The organism is Streptomyces sp. NRRL F-2580 (genome assembly GCF_000720115.1).
Lineage (GTDB): Bacteria > Actinomycetota > Actinomycetes > Streptomycetales > Streptomycetaceae > Streptomyces.
The window spans coordinates 41,488-63,805 of the sequence record NZ_JOIR01000038.1 but is presented as its reverse complement, the minus strand read 5'-3'; the positions used below and the strand labels follow the sequence as shown (position 1 = coordinate 63,805).

The window sequence follows — 22,318 nt, the reverse complement described above, 5'->3', positions numbered from 1 at the left end:
GGCTTTCCTCCGGGCTTTCGTTCTGTGTTCTTGCGTTTCCGACTCTATCAGACTCTTTCGTGTCCGACTTCCTCGGCGCTTTCCAGTTCCTGCGCTTTCGCGCTTTCCCTTTCCAGCGATTCCGACTCTATCAGATCCTTTCGGGCCTGACTCCCGGTCAGCGGGCTTTGCCTCGGGGCTGTTTGGCCCCTTCGGCGAGTGAGACAGTAGCGGATTCCTTGCCCCCGAACCTAATCGGCGACGGCGTCCTCGGACGCGGATTCCTCATTCGCAAATACGCATGAAAACAAGACGACGGAGTGCGTCGTTCGTTCGAATGTGTAGTGCGGGATGGCTGTCCGGGGACCGACCGGGGTCGGCGCTCACTTCGGACAACTCGAAGAACCTTACGGACCGGGCACACGTGTGTCAACCCCCGCTGACCGACGACGCGCGGGCTCCCGAAACTCACCCCGTCTTCATCGCCGGCCCTCTACGCTGGGCCCATGACTACGCATGCGCTCACGCTCAGCCTTCGCTGGTGGGCCGCCTGACGGCGGCCGACCTTCCACGCGAGCACGCATGCGCTCACGGCCGCCGCTACGGCGGCCGTTTTTGTTTCTCCCTCCCGGGAGTGGCTCGGTCGCCCGACGCGGTGGCTCCGACACCACTCACACACAGGGAGAGCAGGACATGACGAGGATCTTCAGCGGGGTCAAGCCGACGGGTCATCTGACGCTGGGGAACTACCTGGGGGCCGTACGGCAGTGGGTCGCCGCCGACCAGGGCGCGGACGAGGCGCTGTTCTGCGTCGTCGATCTCCACGCGCTGACCGTCGAGCACGAGCCGGCGCGCGTACGGAGGCTGAGCCGGCAGGCGGCGACGCTGCTGCTCGCCGCCGGGCTGGATCCGCAGCGGTGCACGCTCTTCGTGCAGAGCCATGTCGACGAGCACACGCGGCTGGCGTACCTGCTGGAGTGCACCGCCACCGACGGGGAGCTGCGGCGGATGATCCAGTACAAGGAGAAGGCGGCGAAGGCACAGGTCTCCGGGGAGGGCGTACGGCTGTCGCTGCTCACCTATCCCGTGCTGATGGCCGCCGACATCCTGGCGTACGGCGCCCAGGAGGTGCCGGTCGGGGAGGACCAGCGGCAGCACGTGGAGCTGACGCGCGATCTGGCGGTGCGCTTCAACCAGCGGTACGGGCACACCTTCACCGTGCCGAAGGCGACGCTCCCGGCGGTGGCCGCGCGGGTCATGGACCTGCAGGAGCCGACCTCGAAGATGGGGAAGTCCCATGAGAACGGGGCGGGGATCGTCTATCTGCTCGACGAGCCGGGGGTCGTGCGCAAGAAGGTGATGCGGGCGGTCACCGACAGCGGGGACGGCGGCGTGGTCTACGACCGGGAGGCGCGGCCCGGTGTCGCGAATCTGCTGGACATCCTGGCGGCCTGTACCGGGGGTGATCCGGCCGTGCTCGCGGACGGGTACGGCGGGTACGGGGCGCTCAAGCGGGATGTCGCCGACGCCGTGGTCGAGCTGCTGCGGCCGGTGCAGGAGCGGCACGCGGAGCTGGCCGGCGATCCGGCGCAGGTGGAGAAGGTACTGCGGCAGGGCGCCGGGCGGGCCCGGGAGCTGGCGCGGCCCGTGGTGGACCGGGCGTACCGGGCCATCGGGTTGCTGGAGCCGTGACGGGTGGGGGTCCCGCGTGCTGCGGGCCCCCACCGGTACGGGTGTCTCAGCTGTTGCCGGAGGCGAGCTCGCGGCTGCGGTCGCGGGCCGCTTCGAGGGCGGCGATGAGGGCGGCGCGGACGCCGTGCCGTTCCAGCTCGACGATGGCGTTGATCGTCGTACCGGCCGGGGAGGTGACGGCCTCGCGGAGCTTGACCGGGTGCTCGCCGCTGTCGCGGAGCATCACGGCGGCGCCGATGGCGGCCTGGACGATCAGGTCGTGGGCCTGGGCGCGGGGCAGGCCGAGGAGGATGCCGGCGTCGGTCATGGCCTCGACGAGGAAGTAGAAGTACGCGGGGCCGGAGCCGGAGAGGGCGGTGGCGGCGTCCTGCTGGGATTCGGGGACGCGCAGGGTCTTGCCGACGCCGCCGAAGATCTCCTCGGTGTGGGCGAGGTGCTCGGCGGTGGCGTGGCTGCCGGCGGAGATGACGGACATGGCCTCGTCGACGAGGGCGGGGGTGTTCGTCATGACGCGGACGACGGGGGTGCCGGGGCTGAGCCGTTCCTCGAAGAAGGAGGTGGGGATGCCGGCGGCGCCGCTGATGACGAGGCGGTCGGCGGGGACGTGCGGGGCGAGCTCGTCGAGGAGCTTGGCCATGTCCTGGGGCTTGACCGTGAGGATGAGGGTGTCGGCGCGCTTGGCGGCTTCGGCGTTGGAGACGGCCTCGACGCCGTAGCGGGTGCGGAGCTCCTCGGCCCGGTCGGCGCGGCGAGCCGTGACGAGGAGCTTCGAGGCGGGCCAGCCGCCGCGGATCATTCCGCTGAGCAGGGCCTCACCGATCTTGCCGGTACCGAGGACTGCGACTGTCTGGGTCATGCCCGATCCACCTCGCCTGGGGACCTCCCAGCGGTAGCTGGGGGATGTTGTTGCGCGTGAGCTGCCTATACGTCTTCATCCTTGCACCCGGGCGGCCAGGGGGGCGGGGCCGTCCGGAGTGCGGTCAGGGGGTGCGGCGGCGGAGGGTGGCCGCGCCGAGGGCGAGTACGAGCAGGGCGCAGGCGGCGACGATCACGGCGTCGCGGACGAAGTCGGCGGTCATGTCGGTGTGGGTGAGGACCTGGGTCATGCCGTCGACGGCGTACGACATGGGCAGGACGTCCGAGAGGCCTTCGAGGACCGGGTGCATGGTGGCGCGGGCGGCGAACAGGCCGCAGAGGAGCAGCTGGGGGAAGATCACCGCCGGCATGAACTGGACGGCCTGGAACTCGGACGCGGCGAAGGCGGAGACGAAGAGGCCGAGGGCCGTGCCGAGGAGGGCGTCGAGGAGGGCGACGAGCAGGAGCAGCCAGGGGGATCCGACGACGTCGAGGCCGAGGAGCCAGAGGGCGAGGCCGGTGGCGAGGAGGGACTGGAGGACGGCTACGGCGCCGAAGGCGAGGGCGTAGCCGGCGATGAGGTCGCCCTTGCCGAGCGGCATGGCGAGGAGGCGTTCGAGGGTGCCGGAGGTGCGCTCGCGCAGGGTGGCGATCGAGGTCACCAGGAACATGGTGATGAGGGGGAAGATCCCGAGGAGGGACGCGCCGATGCTGTCGAAGGTGCGGGGGGTGCCGTCGAAGACGAAGCGCAGCAGCGTGAGCATCAGTACGGGGACCAGGAGCATCAGCGCGATGGAGCGCGGGTCGTGGCGGAGCTGGCGCAGGACGCGGGCGGCGGTGGCGGTGGTGCGGGCACTGTTCACGGCGTCGTCTCCTGGGCGGCGAGTGCGTTGGCTTCGTCGACGAGGCGCAGGAAGCCTTCTTCGACGGTGACGGAGTGGGTACGGGTGCGCAGGGCGTCGGGGGTGCCCTGGGCGAGGATGCGGCCTCCGCGCATGAGGAGGAGGTCGTGGCAGCGCTCGGCCTCGTCCATCACGTGGGAGGAGACGAGGAGCGTCGCGCCGCGGGTGGCGGCGATGTCGTGGAAGAGGTTCCACAGGTCGCGGCGCAGGACGGGGTCGAGGCCGACGGTGGGTTCGTCGAGGACGAGGAGCTCGGGGGTACCGAGCAGGGCGACGGCGAGGGACACGCGGCTGCGCTGGCCGCCGGAGAGGTTGCCGGCGAGGGCGTCGGCGTGGGTGGTGAGGTCGACGTCGGCGACGGCCTGGCGGACGGCTTCGGCGCGACGGTCGGCGGCGGCGCGGCGAGGGGTCTTCCCGGCGAAGCGAGGGGAAGGGTCCAGGACGGCGGCGAAGTAGTCGAGGTTCTGCCGGACGGTGAGGTCGTCGTAGACGCTGGGCGCCTGGGTGACGTAGCCGATGCGGGAGCGGAGCTCGGGGTGGCCGGCGGGGCGGCCGAGGACGTCGAGGGTGCCGGTGACGTGGGCCTGGGTGCCGACGATGGAGCGCATGAGGGTGGATTTTCCGCAGCCGGAGGGGCCGAGGAGGCCGGTGATGCGGCCGCGGGGGACGTCGAAGGCGATGGAGTCGATGACGGTGCGGGGGGTGCGGCCGGTTCCGCGCCGGACGCTCAGGCCGTGGGCGTGCAGGGCTGCCGGGGCTCCCTCGGACTGGTTATTCATCATGTGATGAATAATGCTCCCGGCTGTGCCCGCCGTCAATCGCCCGGGCAGAGCGAGGTGGGGGCGGGCCGCTCGGGGTCTACTTCTTGCGCTTGGGGCGGCGGCCGGCCGGGTTCCCCGTACGGGAGCTGCGGCGGCGGGCGAAGTCGGCCCGGGCGCGCTCGTACTCGGCGCGGCGGAGCTTCTCGCCCGGGGCCTCGGCGAGGCAGCGCAGGAAGTACGCGATGAGGGAGCCGATGAAACCGATCGCCTTGAGGCCCTTGAGGGCGGCCTCGTCGGAGGACGGGGCGGGGCGGCGGCTGAAGGAGTCCCAGGTCTTGACGAAGGCGATGGCGCTGGCGATCGCGAAGAGGACGACGACCGAGATGCTGAGGAACGGGCCGACGTTGCCGATCTCCAGGCCCTCGTAGGACAGGCGCAGCAGTACGGCGGCGGCGACGGCGGTGACCAGTGAGCCGATCGCGACGCCGGCGCGGCGCAGGGCGTAGCCGCCGTCGTGGTTCACCCAGGTGGTGCCGAAGAACGGGATCGGCTCGGGCTCGGGGCCGGTGGGGCCCGGGGCCTGCGCGGCCGGCTCGGTGGGGGGTCCCCCCAGCGGTAGCTGGGGGAGGGTCTGGTCTCGCTGGTCGTCGCTCACAGCAGCGATTATCTCCCGCCGGGCCGGCCGGACCGGGTGTGTCTCACGTGTCAGACGGGGTCTGCGTCAGCCGCACTGGTGGGTGACGTAGCCGTCGCTGGCCGTCTTCACGTACGCGTCGGAGACGAACCGGCAGTTGCCCATGCGGTCCCGGATGTCCTCGTGCCGTACGGGCCCGAGACGGTGGTGCCCTCGCACTGGCAGCGGAGCGAGACGGTCGCGCCGGGCGGCAGGACCTCGACGACCGAGTCGTTGGTGCCGGGGCCCCTGCGGACGTTCAGTCGGTAGCCGGGCGCGACCGGGAACATCGGGTCACCGGAACCGGCCGACGCCTCGGTCGCGGCGGCCGGCGTGAGCAAGTCAGCAGCGGGTGGCGACGTAGCCGTCGCTGCCCGTCTTGACATAGGCGTCGGAGACGAACTGGCCGTTGCCGATGCAGTCCCAGATGTCCGTCGTGCCGTACGGACCGGAGACCGTCGTACCGGGACCCTGGCAGCGGATCGAGACGTACGAGTCGTACGGCAGGACCTTGACGATGGAGTAGCTGGTGCCCGGGCCGCTGCGGACGTTCACCTGGTAGCCGGGAGCAACCGGAAAGGTCTGGAAACCGGACTCCGCGGCGAGGCTCTGGACCTGACCGGGCTCACTCTTTTCGGACATGCGAAAACTCCCCCCCCTGAGCGTTGCGCTGCGCAACTCGCGCAGGGTAGCAGGACCTTGGAGATAGCCAGGTGCCATCGACTAGGCTCCGGCGGGGGTGGTCAGCGGTGCAGTCGCTGCACAGGGATCGGGCGGGCTTTCCGGAGTACGCCGGGCAGTACCGGCTGGAATCCGTCCTGGGTTCGGGCGGTATGGGCGTCGTCCACCTCGCCACCTCCGCGTCGGGACTGAAACTCGCCGTCAAGATCGTGCATCCCGAACACGCGGTGGATCCGGAGTTCCGGGCCCGGTTCCGGCAGGAAGTCGCCGCGGCGCGTCGTGTGAGCGGGGCGTTCACCGCACCCGTCGTGGACGCCGATCCGGACGCCGAACGGCCCTGGATGGCCACCCTGTTCATCGACGCACCGACACTCGCCGAGCGGGTGCGGGAGCGGGTGCTCGATCCGACCGAACTGGCCCGGCTCGGCGCCGGACTCGCAGAGGCGCTGCGGGACATCCACCGGGCCGGTGTGGTGCACCGGGATCTGAAGCCGAGCAACGTTCTGATGGCGCCCGACGGAGTACGGGTCATCGACTTCGGGATCTCGCGGCCGACCGACAGCGACCTGCGGACGGAGACCGGAAAGCTGATCGGGACACCGCCCTTCATGGCGCCCGAGCAGTTCCAGCGGCCCAGGGAAGTGGGGCCTGCGGCGGACGTGTTCGCGATGGGCGCCGTACTCGTGCACGCAGCGACCGGACGCGGCCCCTTCGACTCCGACAGTCCCTATCTGGTGGCGTACCAGGTCGTCCACCACGACCCCGATCTGACCGGTCTTCCGACGGCCCTGATACCCCTCGTCGAGTCCTGCCTCGCGAAGAACCCCGCCGAACGCCCGACCCCTGACGCACTGATCGGTGAACTACGTGCGCTGGCCTATCCGACGTCGGAGGACACCCGGGCCTTCATCCCCGGGCCGCGCGGACCGAACCCGCTGGAGGTCACCCACCGGCGGGACCGGATCGTCGCCGAGCAGCCCGTACCCACCCCGCCGCCGCGGCGGCGGTCACGGCTGGTCCTGTCGGTCTGCGGCGCGTTGCTGCTGTCCGGTGGGGCGCTCGGCGGATACCTCTCGTACGGGACGGACGCGGAACCGACGGCGCACTCCACCGTGCACGCGGGGCCCGCGGAGCCCGGTCCCGGGGCGAAGGCCGGGCCGCCGTGGGCGGTACGCGTGGGCGAAGGGAGCGGGGGCAATCCCGTTCCGGCCTGCTCGTGGTCGGCCGGAGCCCTCTACTGCTCGGGGCCGGGGCTGGCGGCCGCCCGACTCGACCCCGCCAACGGCTCGGTGGTGTGGTCCGTGCGAGGAGCGGCACCCGCATCGCGGATGACACCGAATGCGACTCCGCTGCACGCCGCGGGACTGGTGTTCGCAGTGGACGACGGCGGAAGGGTCCTGCGGGCCCTGGATGCGGCAGCCGGTACGCAGCGGTGGAAGCGGGCCCTGCCGGAGGGCGGGCGGGTGGTGCCCGTGGGAAGTCTGCTGCTCGTCACGAGCGCGGACGGAAAGGCCACCATGCTCGACGCGGCCACGGGCGGGACACGCTGGGAGCAGCACATCGGCGGAGCCGGCTCCGCATGGCTCGCCGAACCGGACCCGTCGGGGGGCGCCGGCCTGTACCTCTGCGCGCCGGGAGCCGACGGGAAGTCGACCCAGGTCTCCGCTGTCGATGCCGCGAACGGCGCGGTGCGCTGGCAGGTCCGTAGTCCGGCGCTGCTGGAACCGGTTGGCGCGGCGGCCGGCGGGCTCTACCTGCTGGAGGGTGACACGCGGTCCGCGTCCGGCGCTGTGACCAGGGCCGTCGTGCGGGTGGACCTCACGACGCGAGCCGTACGCCGGATCCCCCTCTCGTCGCCGTTGCTGGAGGCCCAGGCCACGGTCGGCCCCGAGGGCCGGGTGTACGTCTTCGGCACCTCGGGCGCCCTGGCCGCGGTAGGGGCGGAGCGCGAGGAATGGCGGCTGGAGACGGGCGTGGCCGTGGGCTCGCGGCCGGTGGTCCACGACGGGCGGATCCATCTGACGGCCTCGGACGGGCGGCTGCTGGCCGTCGACGGCGCGAGCCGCCTCCTGGGGCAGACGAAGCCCAGGCTGGGCGGTGAGCAGAGCTACGCGTCCACCCTGCCCGCGCCCGTCGTCGGGGGTGGGCAGGTGTTCGCGGGGGCGCCCGACGGGTCGGTGTTCGCGGTGGCGGCGGGGGATCCGGGCGGGTGGTGAGACGGCGGCGCCCCCCCACCGGAGGGTGCGGGGGCGCCGTCGGGGTCGGTGTCAGCCCAGGCGGGCGACGTCGCGGACCGCGCCCTTGTCGGCGCTGGTGGCCATGGCGGCGTAGGCGCGCAGGGCCGCGGAGACCTTGCGCTCGCGGTTCTTCGGCGCGTAGATGCCGCCGAGGGCCTGGTGGCGGGCCGCCAGCTCCGCTTCGGGGACGAGGAGCTCGATGGAGCGGTTCGGGATGTCGATGCGGATGCGGTCACCGTCCTCGACGACCGCGATGTCGCCGCCCGAGGCCGCCTCCGGGGAGGCGTGGCCGATGGACAGGCCCGAGGTGCCGCCGGAGAAGCGGCCGTCGGTCACGAGGGCGCAGACCTTGCCGAGGCCGCGGCCCTTGAGGAACGAGGTCGGGTAGAGCATCTCCTGCATGCCGGGGCCGCCGCGCGGGCCCTCGTAGCGGATGACGACGACGTCGCCGGCCTTGATCTCCTTGCGCAGGATCTTGTCGACGGCCTCGTCCTGGGACTCGCAGACGACTGCCGGGCCCTCGAAGGTCCAGATCGACTCGTCGACGCCGGCCGTCTTGACGACGCAGCCGTCGACGGCGATGTTGCCGCGCAGGACGGCGAGGCCGCCGTCCTTGGAGTACGCGTGCTGCACGGAGCGGATGCAGCCGCCCTCGGCGTCGAGGTCGAGGGTGTCCCAGCGCTCGGACTGGGAGAAGGCGGTGGCGGAGCGCTTGCAGCCGGGGGCCGCGTGCCACAGCTCCATGGCCGTGCCGGAGGCCGTGCCGGAGCGGGCGTCCCACTTCGCGAGCCAGTCCTCCAGGCCCTCCGAGTGGACCGTGGTGACGTCCTTGTTGAGGAGGCCGCCGCGGTGCAGTTCGCCCAGGATGGCGGGGATGCCGCCGGCGCGGTGGATGTCCTCCATGTAGTACGTGCCGCCGGGCGCCACGTTCGGGGCGACCTTGGCCAGGCACGGGACGCGGCGGGAGACGGCGTCGATGTCGGTGAGGTCGTAGTCCAGGCCCGCCTCCTGGGCGGCGGCGAGGAGGTGGAGGATCGTGTTCGTGGAGCCGCCCATCGCGATGTCGAGGGCCATGGCGTTCTCGAAGGCCTCGCGGGTGGCGATGTTGCGCGGCAGGACGGACTCGTCGCCGTCCTCGTAGTACCGCTTGGTGATCTCGACGACCGTGCGGCCGGCGTCCTCGTACAGGGCGCGGCGGGCGGTGTGCGTGGCGAGGACCGAGCCGTTGCCGGGGAGGGCGAGGCCGATGGCCTCGGCGAGGCAGTTCATCGAGTTGGCGGTGAACATGCCGCTACAGGAGCCGCAGGTGGGACAGGCGTTCTCCTCGATGCGCAGCACGTCCTCGTCGGAGACGTTCTCGTTGGAGGCGTCGACCATGGCGTCGATCAGGTCGAGCTTGCGGACGGTGCCGTCGACGAGGATGGCCTGGCCGGCCTCCATCGGGCCGCCGGAGACGAAGACGACGGGGATGTTGAGGCGCATGGCGGCCATCAGCATGCCCGGGGTGATCTTGTCGCAGTTGGAGATGCAGATCAGGGCGTCGGCGCAGTGCGCCTCGACCATGTACTCGACCGAGTCCGCGATCAGGTCGCGGGAGGGCAGGGAGTACAGCATGCCGCCGTGGCCCATGGCGATGCCGTCGTCGACCGCGATGGTGTTGAACTCGCGCGGGATGGCACCGGCGGCGCGGATGGCGTCGGAGACGATCCGGCCGACGGGGGCGAGGTGCGTGTGGCCCGGGACGAACTCGGTGAAGGAGTTGGCGACCGCGATGATCGGCTTGCCGATGTCCTCGCTCGCTACGCCCGACGCGCGCATCAGCGCACGAGCGCCTGCCATGTTGCGGCCGTGGGTGACGGTGCGGGACCTCAGCTCGGGCATGCGGTTTCACTCCCCATGAGTGCGGCTGTACGGGTCAGCCGCGACTGCGGATATGGCTCAGGTACGAGGCTACGCCCACCGCCCGCGATCCGGACGCCGCGTCCGCATGACGGGACGACAGGCTCACTCTTCGGTCAGGTACCGCTGCAGTGTGGGGGCCACGAGCGCCACGATGTCCTCGGCGTCCGCGGAGGCGAGGGGCTCGACCCGGACGACGTAGCGCAGGATCGCGATGCCGACCATGTGGGAGGCGGCGAGCTCGGCGCGGAACGTCGGATCGGGGACGTCAAGGTCGGCGGCGACCCGCTCCAGGACCCGCCGCAGCACCAGCCCGCGCAGCACCTTCGCGGCGGCCTCGTGGGTGAGGGCGGACCGGATCACGGCGAGCAGCGGGGTCCGGGTGACGGGGTTCTCCCAGACGCCCAGGAAGTACCGGGCCAGCCGCTCGCCGATGCCGTCGGGTCCGCTGCCGACGATCGCGGGGACCACGAGGGCCGGCTCCAGGCTCATCTCGATGGCGGCGGCGAAGAGGTCGTCCTTGCTGCCGAAGTAGTGGTGGACCAGCGCCGGGTCCACCCCCGCCACCTTCGCGATGCCGCGTACGGACGTCTTGTCGTACCCGCGCTCCGCGAACACCTCGCGGGCGGCCAGCCGGATCCGCTCCTGGGTGCCGGGCCCGTCGTCGGCCTCGTCCTGCCGGGGCCGGCCGGGCCCGCGGCGGCGCGGCTTCTCCGCTCCCGCCGTCATGCCCGCCGCGCCCCGTCCCGGGTGGCGGTGGCGAGGTGCAGCCGCGTGAAGGCCAGCGCCTCGGCGAGGTCGGCCTCGCGCTCGGCGGAGGACATCGCCCGCCGCGTGTTCACCTCGATCACCACGTGCCCGTCGAAGGAGGTCCGGGCGAGCCGCTCCAGCAGCTCGGCGCAGGGCTGCGTACCCCGCCCGGGGACCAGGTGCTCGTCCTTCGCCGAACCGTTTCCGTCGGCGAGGTGGACGTGCGCGAGCCGCCCGCCCATCCTGTCGATCATCGCGGTGGCGTCCGTACGGGCGGTGGCGGTGTGCGAGAGGTCGACGGTGAAGTGCCGGTAGTCGTCCTTCGTCACGTCCCACTCGGGTGCGTACGCGAGCATCTCGCGGTCGCGGTAGCGCCAGGGATACATGTTCTCCACGGCGAACCGGACGTCCGTCTCGTCGGCCATCCGCCAGATGCCGGTGACGAAGTCCCGCGCGTACTGGCGCTGCCACCGGAACGGCGGGTGCACGACGACGGTGGACGCGCCGAGCCGCTCGGCCGCCGCCTGCGCACGCTGCAGCTTGGTCCACGGGTCGGTGGACCACACACGCTGGGTGATCAGCAGACACGGCGCGTGCACGGCGAGGATCGGCACCCGGTGGTGGTCCGACAGCCGGCGCAGGGCGTCGACGTCCTGACTGACCGGGTCCGTCCAGACCATGACCTCCACGCCGTCGTACCCGAGGCGCGAGGCGATCTCGAAGGCGGTCGCCGTCGACTCCGGATAGACGGAGGCGGTGGAGAGGGCGACTTTCGCGGTCGGGACGCGGACTGGTTCTGCCACGGAGACAGGGTACGGGGCCGACGCCCGCCCGGTACGTGACGCCCGCCACCCGGGGCCCGCCCGAGCCCGGCCGGTGGCCGGTCCCGGCCCGCGGCGGGCGTCCCCCGGCGGAACCGGACGCCCCGCGGGCCGGGCCCGGGTGACGGCCGGCAGGCCCGCGTCGCCTAGGCCGCCCGGCCCACATCTGGATCGCGACGCCCCGTCAACCGTCTTAGGTTTCGGGCAAGATGCGGGTGTTCGCCCGCTTTTCACCGAGAGGGCTGCCCGCATGACTCGCCGTTGGCTCACATCCGCCCTGTGCGCGCTCGCGCTGCTCGCAACCGGATCGCTCGGCACGGCCTCGGCCGCCGAGGGGGGCCGGACCCCCTTGCGGGTCACGACCCGCAACCTCCACCTGGGCGCCGACCTCGCCCCCGTCCTCGCCGCCACCACCCCGCAGGGCCTCGTCGCCGCGGTGACCGCGGTGTGGGCGAGCGTCCGGGCGACGGACTTCACGGAGCGCGCCGAGGCGCTGGCCGACGAGATCGCCGAGAGCGAGCCCCACCTCGTGGGCCTCCAGGAAGCGGTGCTGTGGCGCAGCCAGAGCCCGGCCGGTCCGGGCAGCGCCACCCACGTCGAGTACGACTTCCTGCGGATCCTCCTCGACGAGCTCGCCGCCCGAGGCAAGCACTACGCCGCCGTGGGCGTGAGCGTCGGCAGCGACTTCGAGGCCACGCGCTCCACGCCCGGCGGCCTCCAGGACATCCGCCTCACTGACCGTGACGTGCTCCTGGCCCGCACCGACCTGCCCGCGCGCGCCTTCTCCGTGGCCCACGCACGGGCCGCCCGGTTCCGCGACCACGTGCCCGTCTGCCGGCCCGCGCTGGGCTGCCCGCCCGGTCCGGCCGTCAAGAGCGAGCGCGGCTGGGTCTCCGCCGACGTCACGCTCCGCGGCCGCACCGCCCGGGTGGTCACCACCCGTCTCGAACCCGCCGCCCCCGCCGTCCAGGAAGCACAGGCCGCCGAACTGCTCGCGGGCCCGCTGGACACCAAGCTCCCCACCGTGCTGCTCGGCGACCTCAACTCGGCGGCCGACGGGGTCGGCGCGACGCCGGCGACCGCCACCCGGAGCTACGACCGCCTCCTGGCGGCCGGCTTCCAGGACGTCTGGACCGCCAACCGGCACCGCCCCCGCACCCCCGGCTTCACCTGCTGCCGGACCCCCGAGCTGCGCAACGCCGCCTCCGGCCTCACGCAGCGCATCGACTACGTCCTCTTCCGCGGCAAGATCAACGCACTGACGGCCGAGCTGGTGGGCGAGACCGCGGCCGACCGCACTCCCTCGGGCCTGTGGCCGTCCGACCACGCCGGCGTCACGAGCGCGCTCCGGCTGGGCTGACGTCCCCCGGGCCCCGGGCCGTCCCCAGGATCCCCGTCAGGAGCCCGTCGGCATGTGGTCCAGCCTGCGGAGGATCACGCCCTCGCGCAGGGCCCAGGGGCAGATCTCCAGCTCGTCGACGCCGAAGAGGTCCATCGCGCCCTCCGCGACGAGCGCGCCCGCCAGGAGCTGGTTCGCCCGGCCCTCCGAGACACCGGGGAGGGCCGAGCGCTGGGCCGTGGTCATCGCCGCCAGGCGGGGGACCCATTCCTCCAGGGACTTGCGGCTCAGGTCCCGCTGCACGTACAGGCCCTCCGCCGAGCGGGCCGCGCCCGCGATGCGGGCCAGCTGCTTGAAGGTCTTCGACGTCGCCACCACGTGGTCGGGGGCCCCGAAGCGGCTGAACTCGCGGACCGTGCGGGCGATCTTCGCCCGCACGTGCCGCCGCAGCGCCCGGATGTCCAGCGCGTCCGGCGGGTCGCCCGGGAGCCAGCCCGAGGTGAGGCGGCCCGCGCCCAGCGGGAGCGAGACGGCCGCGTCCGGGTCCTCGTCGATGCCGTACGCGATCTCCAGCGAGCCGCCGCCGATGTCCAGGACCAGCAGCTTCCCGGCGGACCAGCCGAACCACCGGCGGGCCGCCAGGAACGTCAGCCGGGCCTCGTCCTCGCCGCTCAGCACCGGCAGGTCGACGCCCGTCTCGGCCTTGATCCGCGCCAGGACCTCGTCGGCGTTCGTGGCCTCGCGCACGGCACTGGTCGCGAAGGGGAGGACGTCCTCGCACCCCTTGTCCTCGGCGGCCTGCACGGCGTCGGAGATCACCGAGACGAGGCGCTCCACGCCCTCGGGGGTGACGGCGCCGCCCTTGTCGAGGAGCTGCGCCAGCCGCATCTCCACCTTGTGCGAGTGCGCCGGCTGCGGGCGCGCGCCGGGGTGCGCGTCCACCACCAGCAGATGGACGGTATTCGAACCCACATCAAGGACACCGAGTCTCATAGGGGGAAACGCTACTGCGAGGAACGCTCGGGGGTTGCGTAAGGGGCGCTTAGGCTTGGTTATGTGCCAAATACGAAGAAGGCCAACAAGACCCGGTCGCAGCAGGACACGGGCAAGGACACCGTCAAGGGCAAGAACGCCGACGCCAGGAACGCCGACGCCAAGAACGCCGCCGGCAAGAGCGGCGGCGGCAGGAACGCCAAGGGCAAGCCCCCCGTCGTCTCCGACGAGAAGGGCCTCGACTTCCCCCGGGCCTGGGTGGAGTTCCCCGACCCCGCCGACGACGAGCAGGTCTTCCGCTGCGACCTGACGTGGCTGACCTCCCGCTGGACCTGCATCTTCGGCAGCGGCTGCCAGGGGATCCAGGCGGGCCGGGCGGACGACGGCTGCTGCACGCTCGGCGCGCACTTCTCCGACGAGGACGACGAGAAGCGCGTCGCGCAGCACGTGGCCCGGCTGACGCCCGAGCTGTGGCAGTTCCACGACGTGGGCAGTGAGAGCGGCTGGACCCAGCACGACGACGACGGGGAGAAGCAGACCCGCCGCTGGGACGGCGCGTGCATCTTCCTGAACCGGCCGGGGTTCCCCGCGGGGGCCGGCTGCTCGCTGCACATCCTGGCGCTGAAGAGCGGCCAGGAGCCGCTGGAGACCAAGCCCGACGTCTGCTGGCAGCTGCCGATCCGCCGGACGTACGACTGGATCGAGCGGCCCGACGACACCCGCGTGCTCCAGGTGTCGATCGGTGAGTACGACCGCCGGGGCTGGGGTCCCGGCGGCCACGACCTGCACTGGTGGTGTACGTCGGCCACCTCCGCGCACGGCGCCGGGGACCCGGTGTACGTGTCGTACCGCGCCGAGCTGACGGAGCTGATGGGCAAGGAGGGGTACGAGGCGCTCGTGAAGCTGTGCGAGGCGCGGCTGGCCTCCCTGCTGCCGATGGCCCCCCACCCGGCGGACCCCGTCTGACCTGCTGACCTGCTGATCTGTCGGACCGATCGGGCCGATCCGGCCCGGAACGGCCGGTTCGGCCCGGTCGCCCCCGGCCGGCCCGGTCCGGCCGGCGGTGTGCCGCTAGCCCGGGGCCCCCGACGGGCCCGGGCCCGGGCCCGGGGAAACCGTTCCGCCTGAGCCGTCCGGCGGCGTCGCGCTCGGCGTGGGCGTCGGGGACTGCGGCGGGATCGTCGGCTCCGTGGGCGTCGGGGTCGGCGTGGGCGGCTGCGTCGGGTCCGGGGTCGGCGACGGGGGCGAGGGCTGCGTCGGGTCCGGCGTGGGCGTCGGGGTCGCCGCGGGGCGGCCGCGGCCCTGGATGGAGACCACCGCGCCGCTCGGATCGACCCCGATGCGGGCCGTCCAGGCGCCCACGGGCTGGGCCTCGTGGTCCACGGCGATCCGTAGGGTGACCGATTCTCCGGGGGCCAGCGTGCCCGCGGTGCGGCTCGCGCGCAGCCACGGCGCGTCGGACCAGAGCCGCCAGTCCACGGGGGCGCCGCCGGAGGCGGTGAGGGTGAGCAGCGTGAGGGAGCCGCGGGAGGACGCGGCGACGGAGAGGTGGCCGGCGTGGGCTCCGGCGTGGTCGGCTCCGGCCGGCGGGCCGGTGCTGATCACCTCGACGGAGACGTCGGAGTCGTCGCTGCTCCGGGCGAAGCCGGGGCCGCCGGTGGTGCTGGCGGCGTTGCCGGTGTTCTCGTACGCCGTCAGCGGGCGGCCGTCGATCCGTGCCGTCGGGAGTTCGGACTCGCTGGCGGAGATGCGGGTGGAGTCGCCGCCGATGGGCTCGCCCGTGCTGGGGGCGCCGCGGTACGCCGCCCACAGCGCCAGCACCGGGGCGGCGACGACGGTGGCGACGACGGTCGTGGTCACCGCCCGGGCGCGCAGCCGGTCGCGGCGGGCCGCGTGGTCCCTGGGGTCCGTCGGGAAGCCCGTGCGGTCGAAGCGCGGGCCCGGCCTGCGGCCGCGGCCCCGGCCGGAGCGGAGCATCGCCGCGTGGACGGCGGTGCGGGGGGCGGGTACGAGCGGGAGGGCGGCGGTGTTGATGCCGCCGGAGCCGGGCCAGGGGGCGGCGACGCCCACGCGTTCGGCGACGCGGCGACACCTCGGGCAGTCGTCGACGTGGCGGACGAGTTCGGCGCGCAGGGTGCTGGACAGCAGCACGTTGCCGTCACCGTCCCCGTCGTCGCCCGTGAGCAGGGAGACGGCGGAGCAGTTCCCGGTCTCCACGACGGCGAGGGCGGCGCGGGTGCGCTCCACCTCGCAGGCGGCGCCGGACAGGAGCTCGCGGGCGGTGGCCGGGGGCGTGCCGAGGACGGCGGCGAGCTCGGGGACGCCGAGGCGGTGGCGGACGGCGAGTTCGAGGGCCTCGCGCTGCGCGGGCGTGGTGCCGGCTGCCTCGGGCCAGGCGAGCCGGGCCAGTTCGGTACGGCGGTGGGCGTTCACGTCAACGAGCCGGTGGGCGCCCGGGGCGCGTCCGGCGTCCGCGGCGGCCCCCGGGTCCGTGTCACCACCCGGCGCATGGTCGCTCTCGGTGTGCTCCGGCGCACGCCGGGCGGAATGCGCTCCCGGTCGGGTGCGCCGTTGCTCTGCCAGCCGGCGCAGACAGCCCCAGCGGGCGAGCGCGTAGAGCCAGGCCCGCCGGTCCCCCTCGTCGGGACAGCGGCCGGGGTGCCGCTCGGCGACGGCGAGGACGTCGCCCAGCACGTCGGTGGCGGTGTCGTGGTCGCACAGGACCGACAGGCAGTACGTGAACAGACCGTCCAGGTAAGGCTCGTGCCGGAAGGGGGGCGGCTGCTCCCCCTCGCTGTGCGTGCGCCCGTGCGCCCGGTGTGCGCCGGTGCGCGCTGAGGAGTGTGCCTGGTTGCTGCTGTTCACGTGGCGAACCGTAGGCGGCACGCCGGTGGCGCCCTGGAAGCCTTCCCCACTTTTAGCCCTTACGGGTGAACAGATCGGTGGTCCGCTGACGTGGCCCCTGACGTGGGGGGACTCCGGCGGCCGCGGAGCCCTCCCACCGCGTTGTCGGTGCGGGCGGCTACCGTGAGCGGCATGGCTGCCCGCACCGCTCGTTCATCCGCCAAGGACCGGCCGTCCTACCGCTGTACCGACTGCGGCTGGACGACCGCGAAATGGCTCGGGCGGTGTCCCGAGTGCCAGGCCTGGGGCACCGTCGAGGAGATGGGCGCGCCCGCCGTGCGGACCACCGCCGCCGGCCGGGTCTCCACCGCCGCCCTGCCGATCGGCCAGGTCGACGGCCGGACGGCCACCGCCCGCAGCACCGGCGTGGACGAGCTGGACCGCGTCCTCGGCGGCGGGCTCGTGCCCGGCGCCGTCGTCCTGCTCGCCGGCGAGCCCGGCGTCGGGAAGTCGACGCTGCTCCTGGACGTCGCCGCGAAGGCGGCGAGCGACGAGCACCGCACGCTGTACGTGACGGGCGAGGAGTCGGCGAGCCAGGTGCGGCTGCGCGCCGACCGCATCAACGCCCTCAGCGATCACCTCTACCTGGCCGCCGAGACGGACCTGTCCGCCGTGCTCGGGCACCTCGACGCCGTGAAGCCCTCCCTGCTGATCCTGGACTCCGTACAGACCGTCGCCTCCCCCGAGATCGACGGCGCGCCCGGCGGCATGGCCCAGGTGCGCGAGGTGGCCGGAGCGCTGATCCGGGCCTCCAAGGAACGCGGGATGTCCACCCTCCTCGTCGGCCACGTGACCAAGGACGGAGCCATCGCCGGACCCCGGCTGCTGGAGCACCTCGTCGACGTCGTCCTGAGCTTCGAGGGCGACCGGCACGCGCGGCTGCGGCTGGTGCGCGGCATCAAGAACCGGTACGGCGCCACCGACGAGGTCGGCTGCTTCGAACTGCACGACGAGGGGATCACCGGCCTCGCCGACCCGAGCGGGCTGTTCCTGACCCGCCGCGCCGAGGCCGTCCCCGGGACCTGCCTGACCGTGACCCTGGAGGGCAAGCGCCCGCTGGTCGCCGAGGTGCAGGCGCTGACCGTGGACTCGCAGATCCCCTCCCCCCGGCGCACCACCTCGGGCCTGGAGACCTCGCGCGTCTCGATGATGCTGGCGGTGCTGGAGCAGCGCGGCCGGATCACGGCGCTCGGCAAGCGCGACATCTACAGCGCGACCGTGGGCGGGGTGAAGCTGACCGAGCCGGCCGCCGACCTGGCCATCGCGCTCGCCCTGGCCTCCGCCGCCAGTGACGTGCCGCTGCCGAAGAACCTCGTGGCGATCGGCGAGGTCGGTCTGGCCGGCGAGGTGCGGCGGGTGACCGGCGTGCAGCGGCGTCTCGCCGAGGCGCACCGGCTCGGCTTCACGCACGCGCTGGTCCCGGCGGATCCGGGGAAGGTCCCGGCCGGGATGAAGGTGATCGAGGTGGCCGACATGGGCGACGCGCTCCGGGTGCTGCCGCGCGGGCGCTCCCGTACGCCGGCCAAGGAGCGGGCCACCGACTGACGGGGCAGCGGCCCTGGTCAGGGGGTCCGTGCGGGGCCCCCGCAAGCCCTACCTGACCAAGCCACGGCGGGGCCGCAGCGCGCGCCGGTAGACTTTGGGCTGGTCCGCCCGGCCGTACGCACGTCCTCGTGCCCGCGGCGCGGGGCGGCGCAACCCGCGACCGGAGGAGTGCAGTGGCAGCCAAGGACGGGGCAGCAGCATCCGGCAAGTCGGGCGCGAGCTCCAAGCAGGAGGCCATGATGCGCGCCTCGCTGAGCGCGGTCGCACCTGGTCAGCCGCTGCGTGACGGCTTGGAACGGATCGTCCGCGGCAACACCGGCGGGCTCCTCGTCCTCGGCATGGACAAGTCCGTCGAGGCCATGTGCACCGGTGGATTCGTCCTCGACGTGGAGTTCACCGCGACCCGGCTGCGGGAGCTGTGCAAGCTCGACGGCGCGCTCATCCTCGACAAGGACATCACCAAGATCCTGCGGGCCGGTGTGCAGCTGGTGCCGGACGCGTCGATCCCGACCGAGGAGACCGGTACGCGCCACCGCACGGCCGACCGCGTCTCCAAGCAGTGCGGCTTCCCCGTGGTCTCCGTCTCGCAGTCGATGCGGCTGATCGCGCTGTACGTGGACGGCGAGCGGCGGGTCCTGGAGGAGTCCGGGGCGATCCTGTCGCGGGCGAACCAGGCGCTGGCCACGCTGGAGCGGTACAAGCTGCGCCTGGACGAGGTCGCGGGCACGCTGTCGGCGCTGGAGATCGAGGACCTGGTCACGGTCCGCGACGTGACGGCGGTCGCGCAGCGGCTGGAAATGGTCCGCCGGATCGCGACCGAGATCGCCGAGTACGTGGTCGAACTGGGCACGGACGGGCGACTGCTGTCGCTGCAGCTGGACGAGCTGACGGTGGGCATCGAGCAGGAGCGGGAGCTGGTCATCCGGGACTACGTGCCCGAGCCGACGGCGAAGCGTTCCCGCACGGTGGACGAGGCGCTGGCGGAACTGGACGCGCTGACCCATCCGGAGCTGCTGGAACTGGCGATCGTGGCGAAGGCGCTGGGGTACACGGGCTCGCCCGAGACCCTGGACTCGGCGGTGTCGCCCCGCGGGTACCGGCTGCTGGCGAAGGTGCCGAGGCTGCCGGGCGCGATCATCGAGCGGCTCGTGGAGCACTTCGGCGGCCTGCAGAAGCTGCTCGCCGCGAGCGTCGACGACCTGCAGACGGTGGACGGCGTCGGCGAGGCGCGTGCGCGCAGCGTCCGCGAGGGCCTCTCCCGCCTGGCGGAGTCCTCGATCCTCGAACGCTACGTCTGAGCGCCCGCAGCGGCGCCGCGGACGCTAGTCCTGCTTCAGGACGAACGAGGTCCGGGCGACCGGCATGCCGGGGGACTTGACCTCGACCACGTACGTGTCGGGAGCCGCGGACCCCGCCGGAGGCGCCTGGCACTGGTCGGCCGCGCTGAACCTGCGGTCCCATTCCAGCGACTGCTTCGTCTCCCCCTGCGCCGGCAGGCGGAAGAAGGCGTTGCCCGCGCCCGCCGGGCAGTCCGCCGAGGACCACACCGCCTTGCTGCTGCTCGCCTGAAGGATGGTCAGGACCGCCTGCCGCGGGCCGAGGTCGACCTTGCAGGTGGTGCCGGAGGTGTTGCGGGCGACCAGTTCGAGCTTGGGCTTCTCGTTCGCCTCGTACTCGTTCTTCACGCTCTTGACCTCCCACTGCAGCGCACCCGGCGCGCACGTGGGGAGCGGGGAGTCCGCCGGGACCTGCGCCGGCCCGGCCGCCGCGCCGCCGCCGCCCGAGCCGGACCCGCCGCTCGCGGCCGTGCCGCTGCCCGGCTCGCCGTTCTTGCCCGCGCCGCCCGTTCCACCGCCTTCGGAGCCGGTTCCGCCACCTGACTCCGTGCGCCCGCCGGGGGCCGCGCTGATCGCGGGACCCGTCCCGGACGGGCCGGGGGTGATCGAGGCGACGGGGTCGGGGCGGCCCTGGCCCTTTCCGTTCGTACTCGTCTTCCCCCCACCGGAACTGACGGTCCATACGGCGAGGAGCGCGAGGAGCGCGACGACGGACGCCAGCACAGCCCTCCGTCGCCAGTAGATGGAGGAGGGGAGCGGCCCGACCGGATTGCGCAGAGATCCCACGGACGGAACTTTACGAGAGTTCGCGGCCCGATCAGTGCCCCACATGCCGTGCAGCAGGCTCGATTTGCCGATGATCATCCTGCGGGAGTACGCGGAACCGCCGGAAACCAGCCAGAGGTCCGATGTGAGGATTGGGCCGCTTTGACTACCTTCGGTAGCCACGGGCTCCTGCGCTTCGGGGTGCTCTTCGCCGCCCTCTGGTGGCGCTCGCACGCCACCGGCGGCCCCCGGCAGGTCGCGCTCGCCGTGCTCGCGCTCACCGGTCCGATCAGTGCGATCATCTCCGCCGTGCGGGCGAGCGGGGTCCGCGCGGCCGTCTGGTTCACCGGTCCGGGCCCGGCGGGGCGGGCCTGAAACGTGTCAGGATGCCGTACGTCATGACTGCATCCCCCGCTTCCGCCACGGCCACGTCCACCGACTCCTCCCACGCGCTGCACTCCCCCGTCATCGCGTGGTTCGACGAGCACGCCCGCGATCTGCCCTGGCGCCGCCCCGAGGCCGGCCCCTGGGGGGTCATGGTCAGCGAGTTCATGCTCCAGCAGACCCCGGTCAGCCGGGTCCTCCCGGTCTACGAGCAGTGGCTCGCCCGGTGGCCCCGCCCGGCCGACCTGGCCGCCGAGGCCCCCGGCGAGGCCGTACGGGCCTGGGGACGCCTCGGCTACCCGCGCCGCGCCCTGCGGCTGCACGGCGCGGCCGTCGCCATAACGGAGCGGCACGGGGGCGACGTACCGCGGGAGCACGCCCAGCTCCTCTCGCTGCCCGGGGTCGGCGAGTACACGGCGGCCGCTGTGGCCTCCTTCGCGTACGGGCAGCGGCACGCCGTCCTCGACACGAACGTCCGGCGGGTCTTCGCGCGCACCGCCACCGGGGTCGAGTACCCGCCGAACGCCACCACCGCCGCCGAGCGCCGCCTGGCCCGGGCCCTGCTGCCCGAGGACGAGGCGACGGCGGCGCGCTGGGCGGCGGCCTCGATGGAGCTCGGCGCGCTGGTGTGCACCGCGAAGAGCCCCGACTGCGCGCGCTGCCCGGTGGCCGGGCTGTGCGCGTGGCGCCTCGCCGGGAAGCCGGCGCACGAGGGGCCGCCGCGGCGCGGGCAGACGTACGCCGGGACCGACCGGCAGGTGCGCGGCAAGCTCCTCGCGGTGCTCCGGGAGGCGGTGGGCGCCGTTCCGCAGGCCGTGCTCGACACGGTGTGGGACGAGCCGGTGCAGCGGGCCCGGGCACTGGACGGGCTGGTCTCCGACGGACTGGTGGAACCCCTCGACGGGGGCTTCTACCGGCTCCCGCAGACCTGAGCGCGACCGTCGCCGGGCGGGGTCCGGACGCGGGTCCGGGTGACCTGCGGATGGCCGGCCGGCGAGCGCTCGGCGACGGCTTCGCGACCACCCGTAGTCGACCTTGAAACTGAGTCGACAATTCCGCTTCTCGCCGGGAAACCGCAGCTCACGGCACTGTTACACAACCTATGGGTGTCCGTGCGCCCACCGAAGGCTGGCTCGCACAGGCCCGTGACAAGCCCTCCGTACCTTCGAATCCGTAAGGCAGCGGATGAGCGGTGGACGGCAGCGGAGGCGGTCTCAGATGGCGCACGGTGAGGTACTCGAATTCGAAGAGTACGTACGCACCCGGCAGGACGCGCTGCTGCGCAGCGCCCGGCGCCTTGTCCCGGACCCCACCGACGCGCAGGACCTCCTGCAGACCGCGCTCGTGCGCACGTACGGCCGCTGGGACGGCATCGCCGACAAGTCCCTGGCCGACGCCTACCTCCGGCGCGTCATGATCAACACCCGTACCGAGTGGTGGCGCGCCCGCAAGCTCGAAGAGGTCCCCACCGAGCAGCTCCCCGACGCCTCCGTCGAGGACGGCTCCGACCAGCGCGCCGACCGCGCCCTGCTGATGGACATCCTCAAGGTGCTCGCGCCCAAGCAGCGCAGCGTGGTCGTGCTGCGACACTGGGAGCAGATGAGCACCGACGAGACCGCCGCCGCGCTCGGAATGTCTGCGGGTACCGTGAAGAGCACTCTGCACCGCGCGCTGGCCCGCCTCCGGCAGGAGCTGGAGAGCCGGGACCTCGACATGCGGGCGCTGGAGCGCGGTGACCACACCATGCGGTACGAGGGGCGTGAGCGGTGCGCGGCCTGAACGGCCAAGTTCTGACCGGCGG

At 73.0% G+C, this 22,318-nt stretch carries 21 protein-coding genes; 9 read left to right on the top strand and 12 right to left on the bottom strand.

Annotation, left to right across the window (positions count from 1 at the left end):
• The first annotated feature begins 672 nt into the window (after positions 1–672).
• Positions 673–1,671, top strand: a complete 999-nt coding sequence (trpS, locus tag IF88_RS0132325) for a tryptophan--tRNA ligase (RefSeq protein WP_030720590.1) — start codon at positions 673–675, stop codon at positions 1,669–1,671.
• A gap of 46 nt (positions 1,672–1,717) precedes the next feature.
• Here the strand turns inward: trpS and proC are convergent, their stop codons facing one another.
• The 6 genes from proC to IF88_RS0132295 form a co-directional block, all read right to left on the bottom strand.
• Positions 1,718–2,527, bottom strand: a complete 810-nt coding sequence (proC, locus tag IF88_RS0132320; protein ID WP_030720587.1) for a pyrroline-5-carboxylate reductase — start codon at positions 2,525–2,527, stop codon at positions 1,718–1,720.
• 124 nt (positions 2,528–2,651) lie between these two features.
• Entirely contained in the window at positions 2,652–3,389 is a 738-nt protein-coding gene (locus IF88_RS0132315; protein ID WP_030720584.1) for an ABC transporter permease, read from the bottom strand.
• Entirely contained in the window at positions 3,386–4,210 is an 825-nt protein-coding gene (locus tag IF88_RS0132310) for an ABC transporter ATP-binding protein (protein WP_030720582.1), read from the bottom strand. The genes IF88_RS0132315 and IF88_RS0132310 overlap by 4 nt, the downstream gene beginning before the upstream one ends.
• A 76-nt stretch (positions 4,211–4,286) precedes the next feature.
• Complete coding sequence (locus IF88_RS0132305; protein ID WP_420711018.1) at positions 4,287–4,844, bottom strand: hypothetical protein; 558 nt, start codon at positions 4,842–4,844, stop codon at positions 4,287–4,289.
• A gap of 66 nt (positions 4,845–4,910) precedes the next feature.
• The gene (locus tag IF88_RS49445) at positions 4,911–5,042 is read right to left on the bottom strand and encodes a hypothetical protein (protein WP_324617219.1); all 132 of its coding nucleotides are present in this window, start codon (positions 5,040–5,042) and stop codon (positions 4,911–4,913) included.
• A 162-nt stretch (positions 5,043–5,204) separates the two neighbouring features.
• Positions 5,205–5,504, bottom strand: a complete 300-nt coding sequence (locus IF88_RS0132295; RefSeq protein WP_030720577.1) for a peptidase — start codon at positions 5,502–5,504, stop codon at positions 5,205–5,207.
• Positions 5,505–5,611: 107 nt separating this feature from the next.
• Between IF88_RS0132295 and IF88_RS0132290 the strand changes: the two genes are divergently transcribed.
• On the top strand, positions 5,612–7,759 hold the full coding sequence (locus IF88_RS0132290; protein ID WP_030720575.1) for a serine/threonine-protein kinase: 2,148 nt from the start codon (positions 5,612–5,614) through the stop codon (positions 7,757–7,759).
• 51 nt (positions 7,760–7,810) lie between these two features.
• On the opposite strand, the gene ilvD is transcribed toward IF88_RS0132290, so the two are convergent.
• From ilvD to IF88_RS0132275, 3 genes are all read right to left on the bottom strand, one after another.
• A complete protein-coding gene (gene ilvD / locus IF88_RS0132285) occupies positions 7,811–9,661 on the bottom strand; it encodes a dihydroxy-acid dehydratase (RefSeq protein ID WP_030720573.1) in 1,851 nt (616 codons plus the stop codon).
• 123 nt (positions 9,662–9,784) lie between these two features.
• Entirely contained in the window at positions 9,785–10,408 is a 624-nt protein-coding gene (locus tag IF88_RS0132280; RefSeq protein WP_030720571.1) for a TetR family transcriptional regulator, read from the bottom strand.
• Complete coding sequence (locus IF88_RS0132275) at positions 10,405–11,232, bottom strand: sugar phosphate isomerase/epimerase family protein (RefSeq protein ID WP_030720569.1); 828 nt, start codon at positions 11,230–11,232, stop codon at positions 10,405–10,407. Before IF88_RS0132275 ends, IF88_RS0132280 begins: the two co-directional genes overlap by 4 nt.
• A 268-nt stretch (positions 11,233–11,500) precedes the next feature.
• Between IF88_RS0132275 and IF88_RS0132270 the strand changes: the two genes are divergently transcribed.
• Positions 11,501–12,610, top strand: a complete 1,110-nt coding sequence (locus tag IF88_RS0132270) for an endonuclease/exonuclease/phosphatase family protein (protein ID WP_051837905.1) — start codon at positions 11,501–11,503, stop codon at positions 12,608–12,610.
• Between the two features lie 36 nt (positions 12,611–12,646).
• On the opposite strand, the gene IF88_RS0132265 is transcribed toward IF88_RS0132270, so the two are convergent.
• Positions 12,647–13,582, bottom strand: a complete 936-nt coding sequence (locus IF88_RS0132265) for a Ppx/GppA phosphatase family protein (RefSeq protein WP_030720564.1) — start codon at positions 13,580–13,582, stop codon at positions 12,647–12,649.
• A 63-nt stretch (positions 13,583–13,645) separates the two neighbouring features.
• Between IF88_RS0132265 and IF88_RS0132260 the strand changes: the two genes are divergently transcribed.
• Positions 13,646–14,548: a hypothetical protein gene (locus IF88_RS0132260; protein ID WP_078893278.1), complete on the top strand. Its 903-nt coding sequence runs from the start codon at positions 13,646–13,648 to the stop codon at positions 14,546–14,548.
• A gap of 105 nt (positions 14,549–14,653) precedes the next feature.
• Here the strand turns inward: IF88_RS0132260 and IF88_RS46870 are convergent, their stop codons facing one another.
• A complete protein-coding gene (locus IF88_RS46870) occupies positions 14,654–16,447 on the bottom strand; it encodes a BACON domain-containing protein (RefSeq protein WP_030720559.1) in 1,794 nt (597 codons plus the stop codon).
• A 171-nt stretch (positions 16,448–16,618) separates the two neighbouring features.
• On the opposite strand from IF88_RS46870, the gene radA reads away from it, so the two are divergent.
• Together radA and disA are read left to right on the top strand one after the other, a co-directional pair.
• Positions 16,619–18,031, top strand: coding sequence for a DNA repair protein RadA (radA, locus tag IF88_RS0132250; protein ID WP_030720557.1), 1,413 nt, complete (start codon positions 16,619–16,621; stop codon positions 18,029–18,031).
• Between the two features lie 173 nt (positions 18,032–18,204).
• Entirely contained in the window at positions 18,205–19,329 is a 1,125-nt protein-coding gene (disA, locus tag IF88_RS0132245; protein WP_030720549.1) for a DNA integrity scanning diadenylate cyclase DisA, read from the top strand.
• A gap of 24 nt (positions 19,330–19,353) precedes the next feature.
• Here the strand turns inward: disA and IF88_RS0132240 are convergent, their stop codons facing one another.
• A complete protein-coding gene (locus IF88_RS0132240; protein WP_030720546.1) occupies positions 19,354–20,154 on the bottom strand; it encodes a hypothetical protein in 801 nt (266 codons plus the stop codon).
• Between the two features lie 141 nt (positions 20,155–20,295).
• Here IF88_RS0132240 and IF88_RS0132230 point away from each other — a divergent pair, with 141 nt between their 5' ends.
• The 3 genes from IF88_RS0132230 (at position 20,296) to IF88_RS0132220 (ending at position 22,296) form a co-directional block, all read left to right on the top strand.
• Positions 20,296–20,508, top strand: a complete 213-nt coding sequence (locus IF88_RS0132230; RefSeq protein WP_030720543.1) for a hypothetical protein — start codon at positions 20,296–20,298, stop codon at positions 20,506–20,508.
• 23 nt (positions 20,509–20,531) lie between these two features.
• Positions 20,532–21,449, top strand: a complete 918-nt coding sequence (locus tag IF88_RS0132225) for an A/G-specific adenine glycosylase (RefSeq protein ID WP_030720540.1) — start codon at positions 20,532–20,534, stop codon at positions 21,447–21,449.
• A gap of 286 nt (positions 21,450–21,735) precedes the next feature.
• Complete coding sequence (locus tag IF88_RS0132220) at positions 21,736–22,296, top strand: SigE family RNA polymerase sigma factor (RefSeq protein ID WP_030720537.1); 561 nt, start codon at positions 21,736–21,738, stop codon at positions 22,294–22,296.
• Positions 22,297–22,318 lie beyond the last annotated feature (22 nt).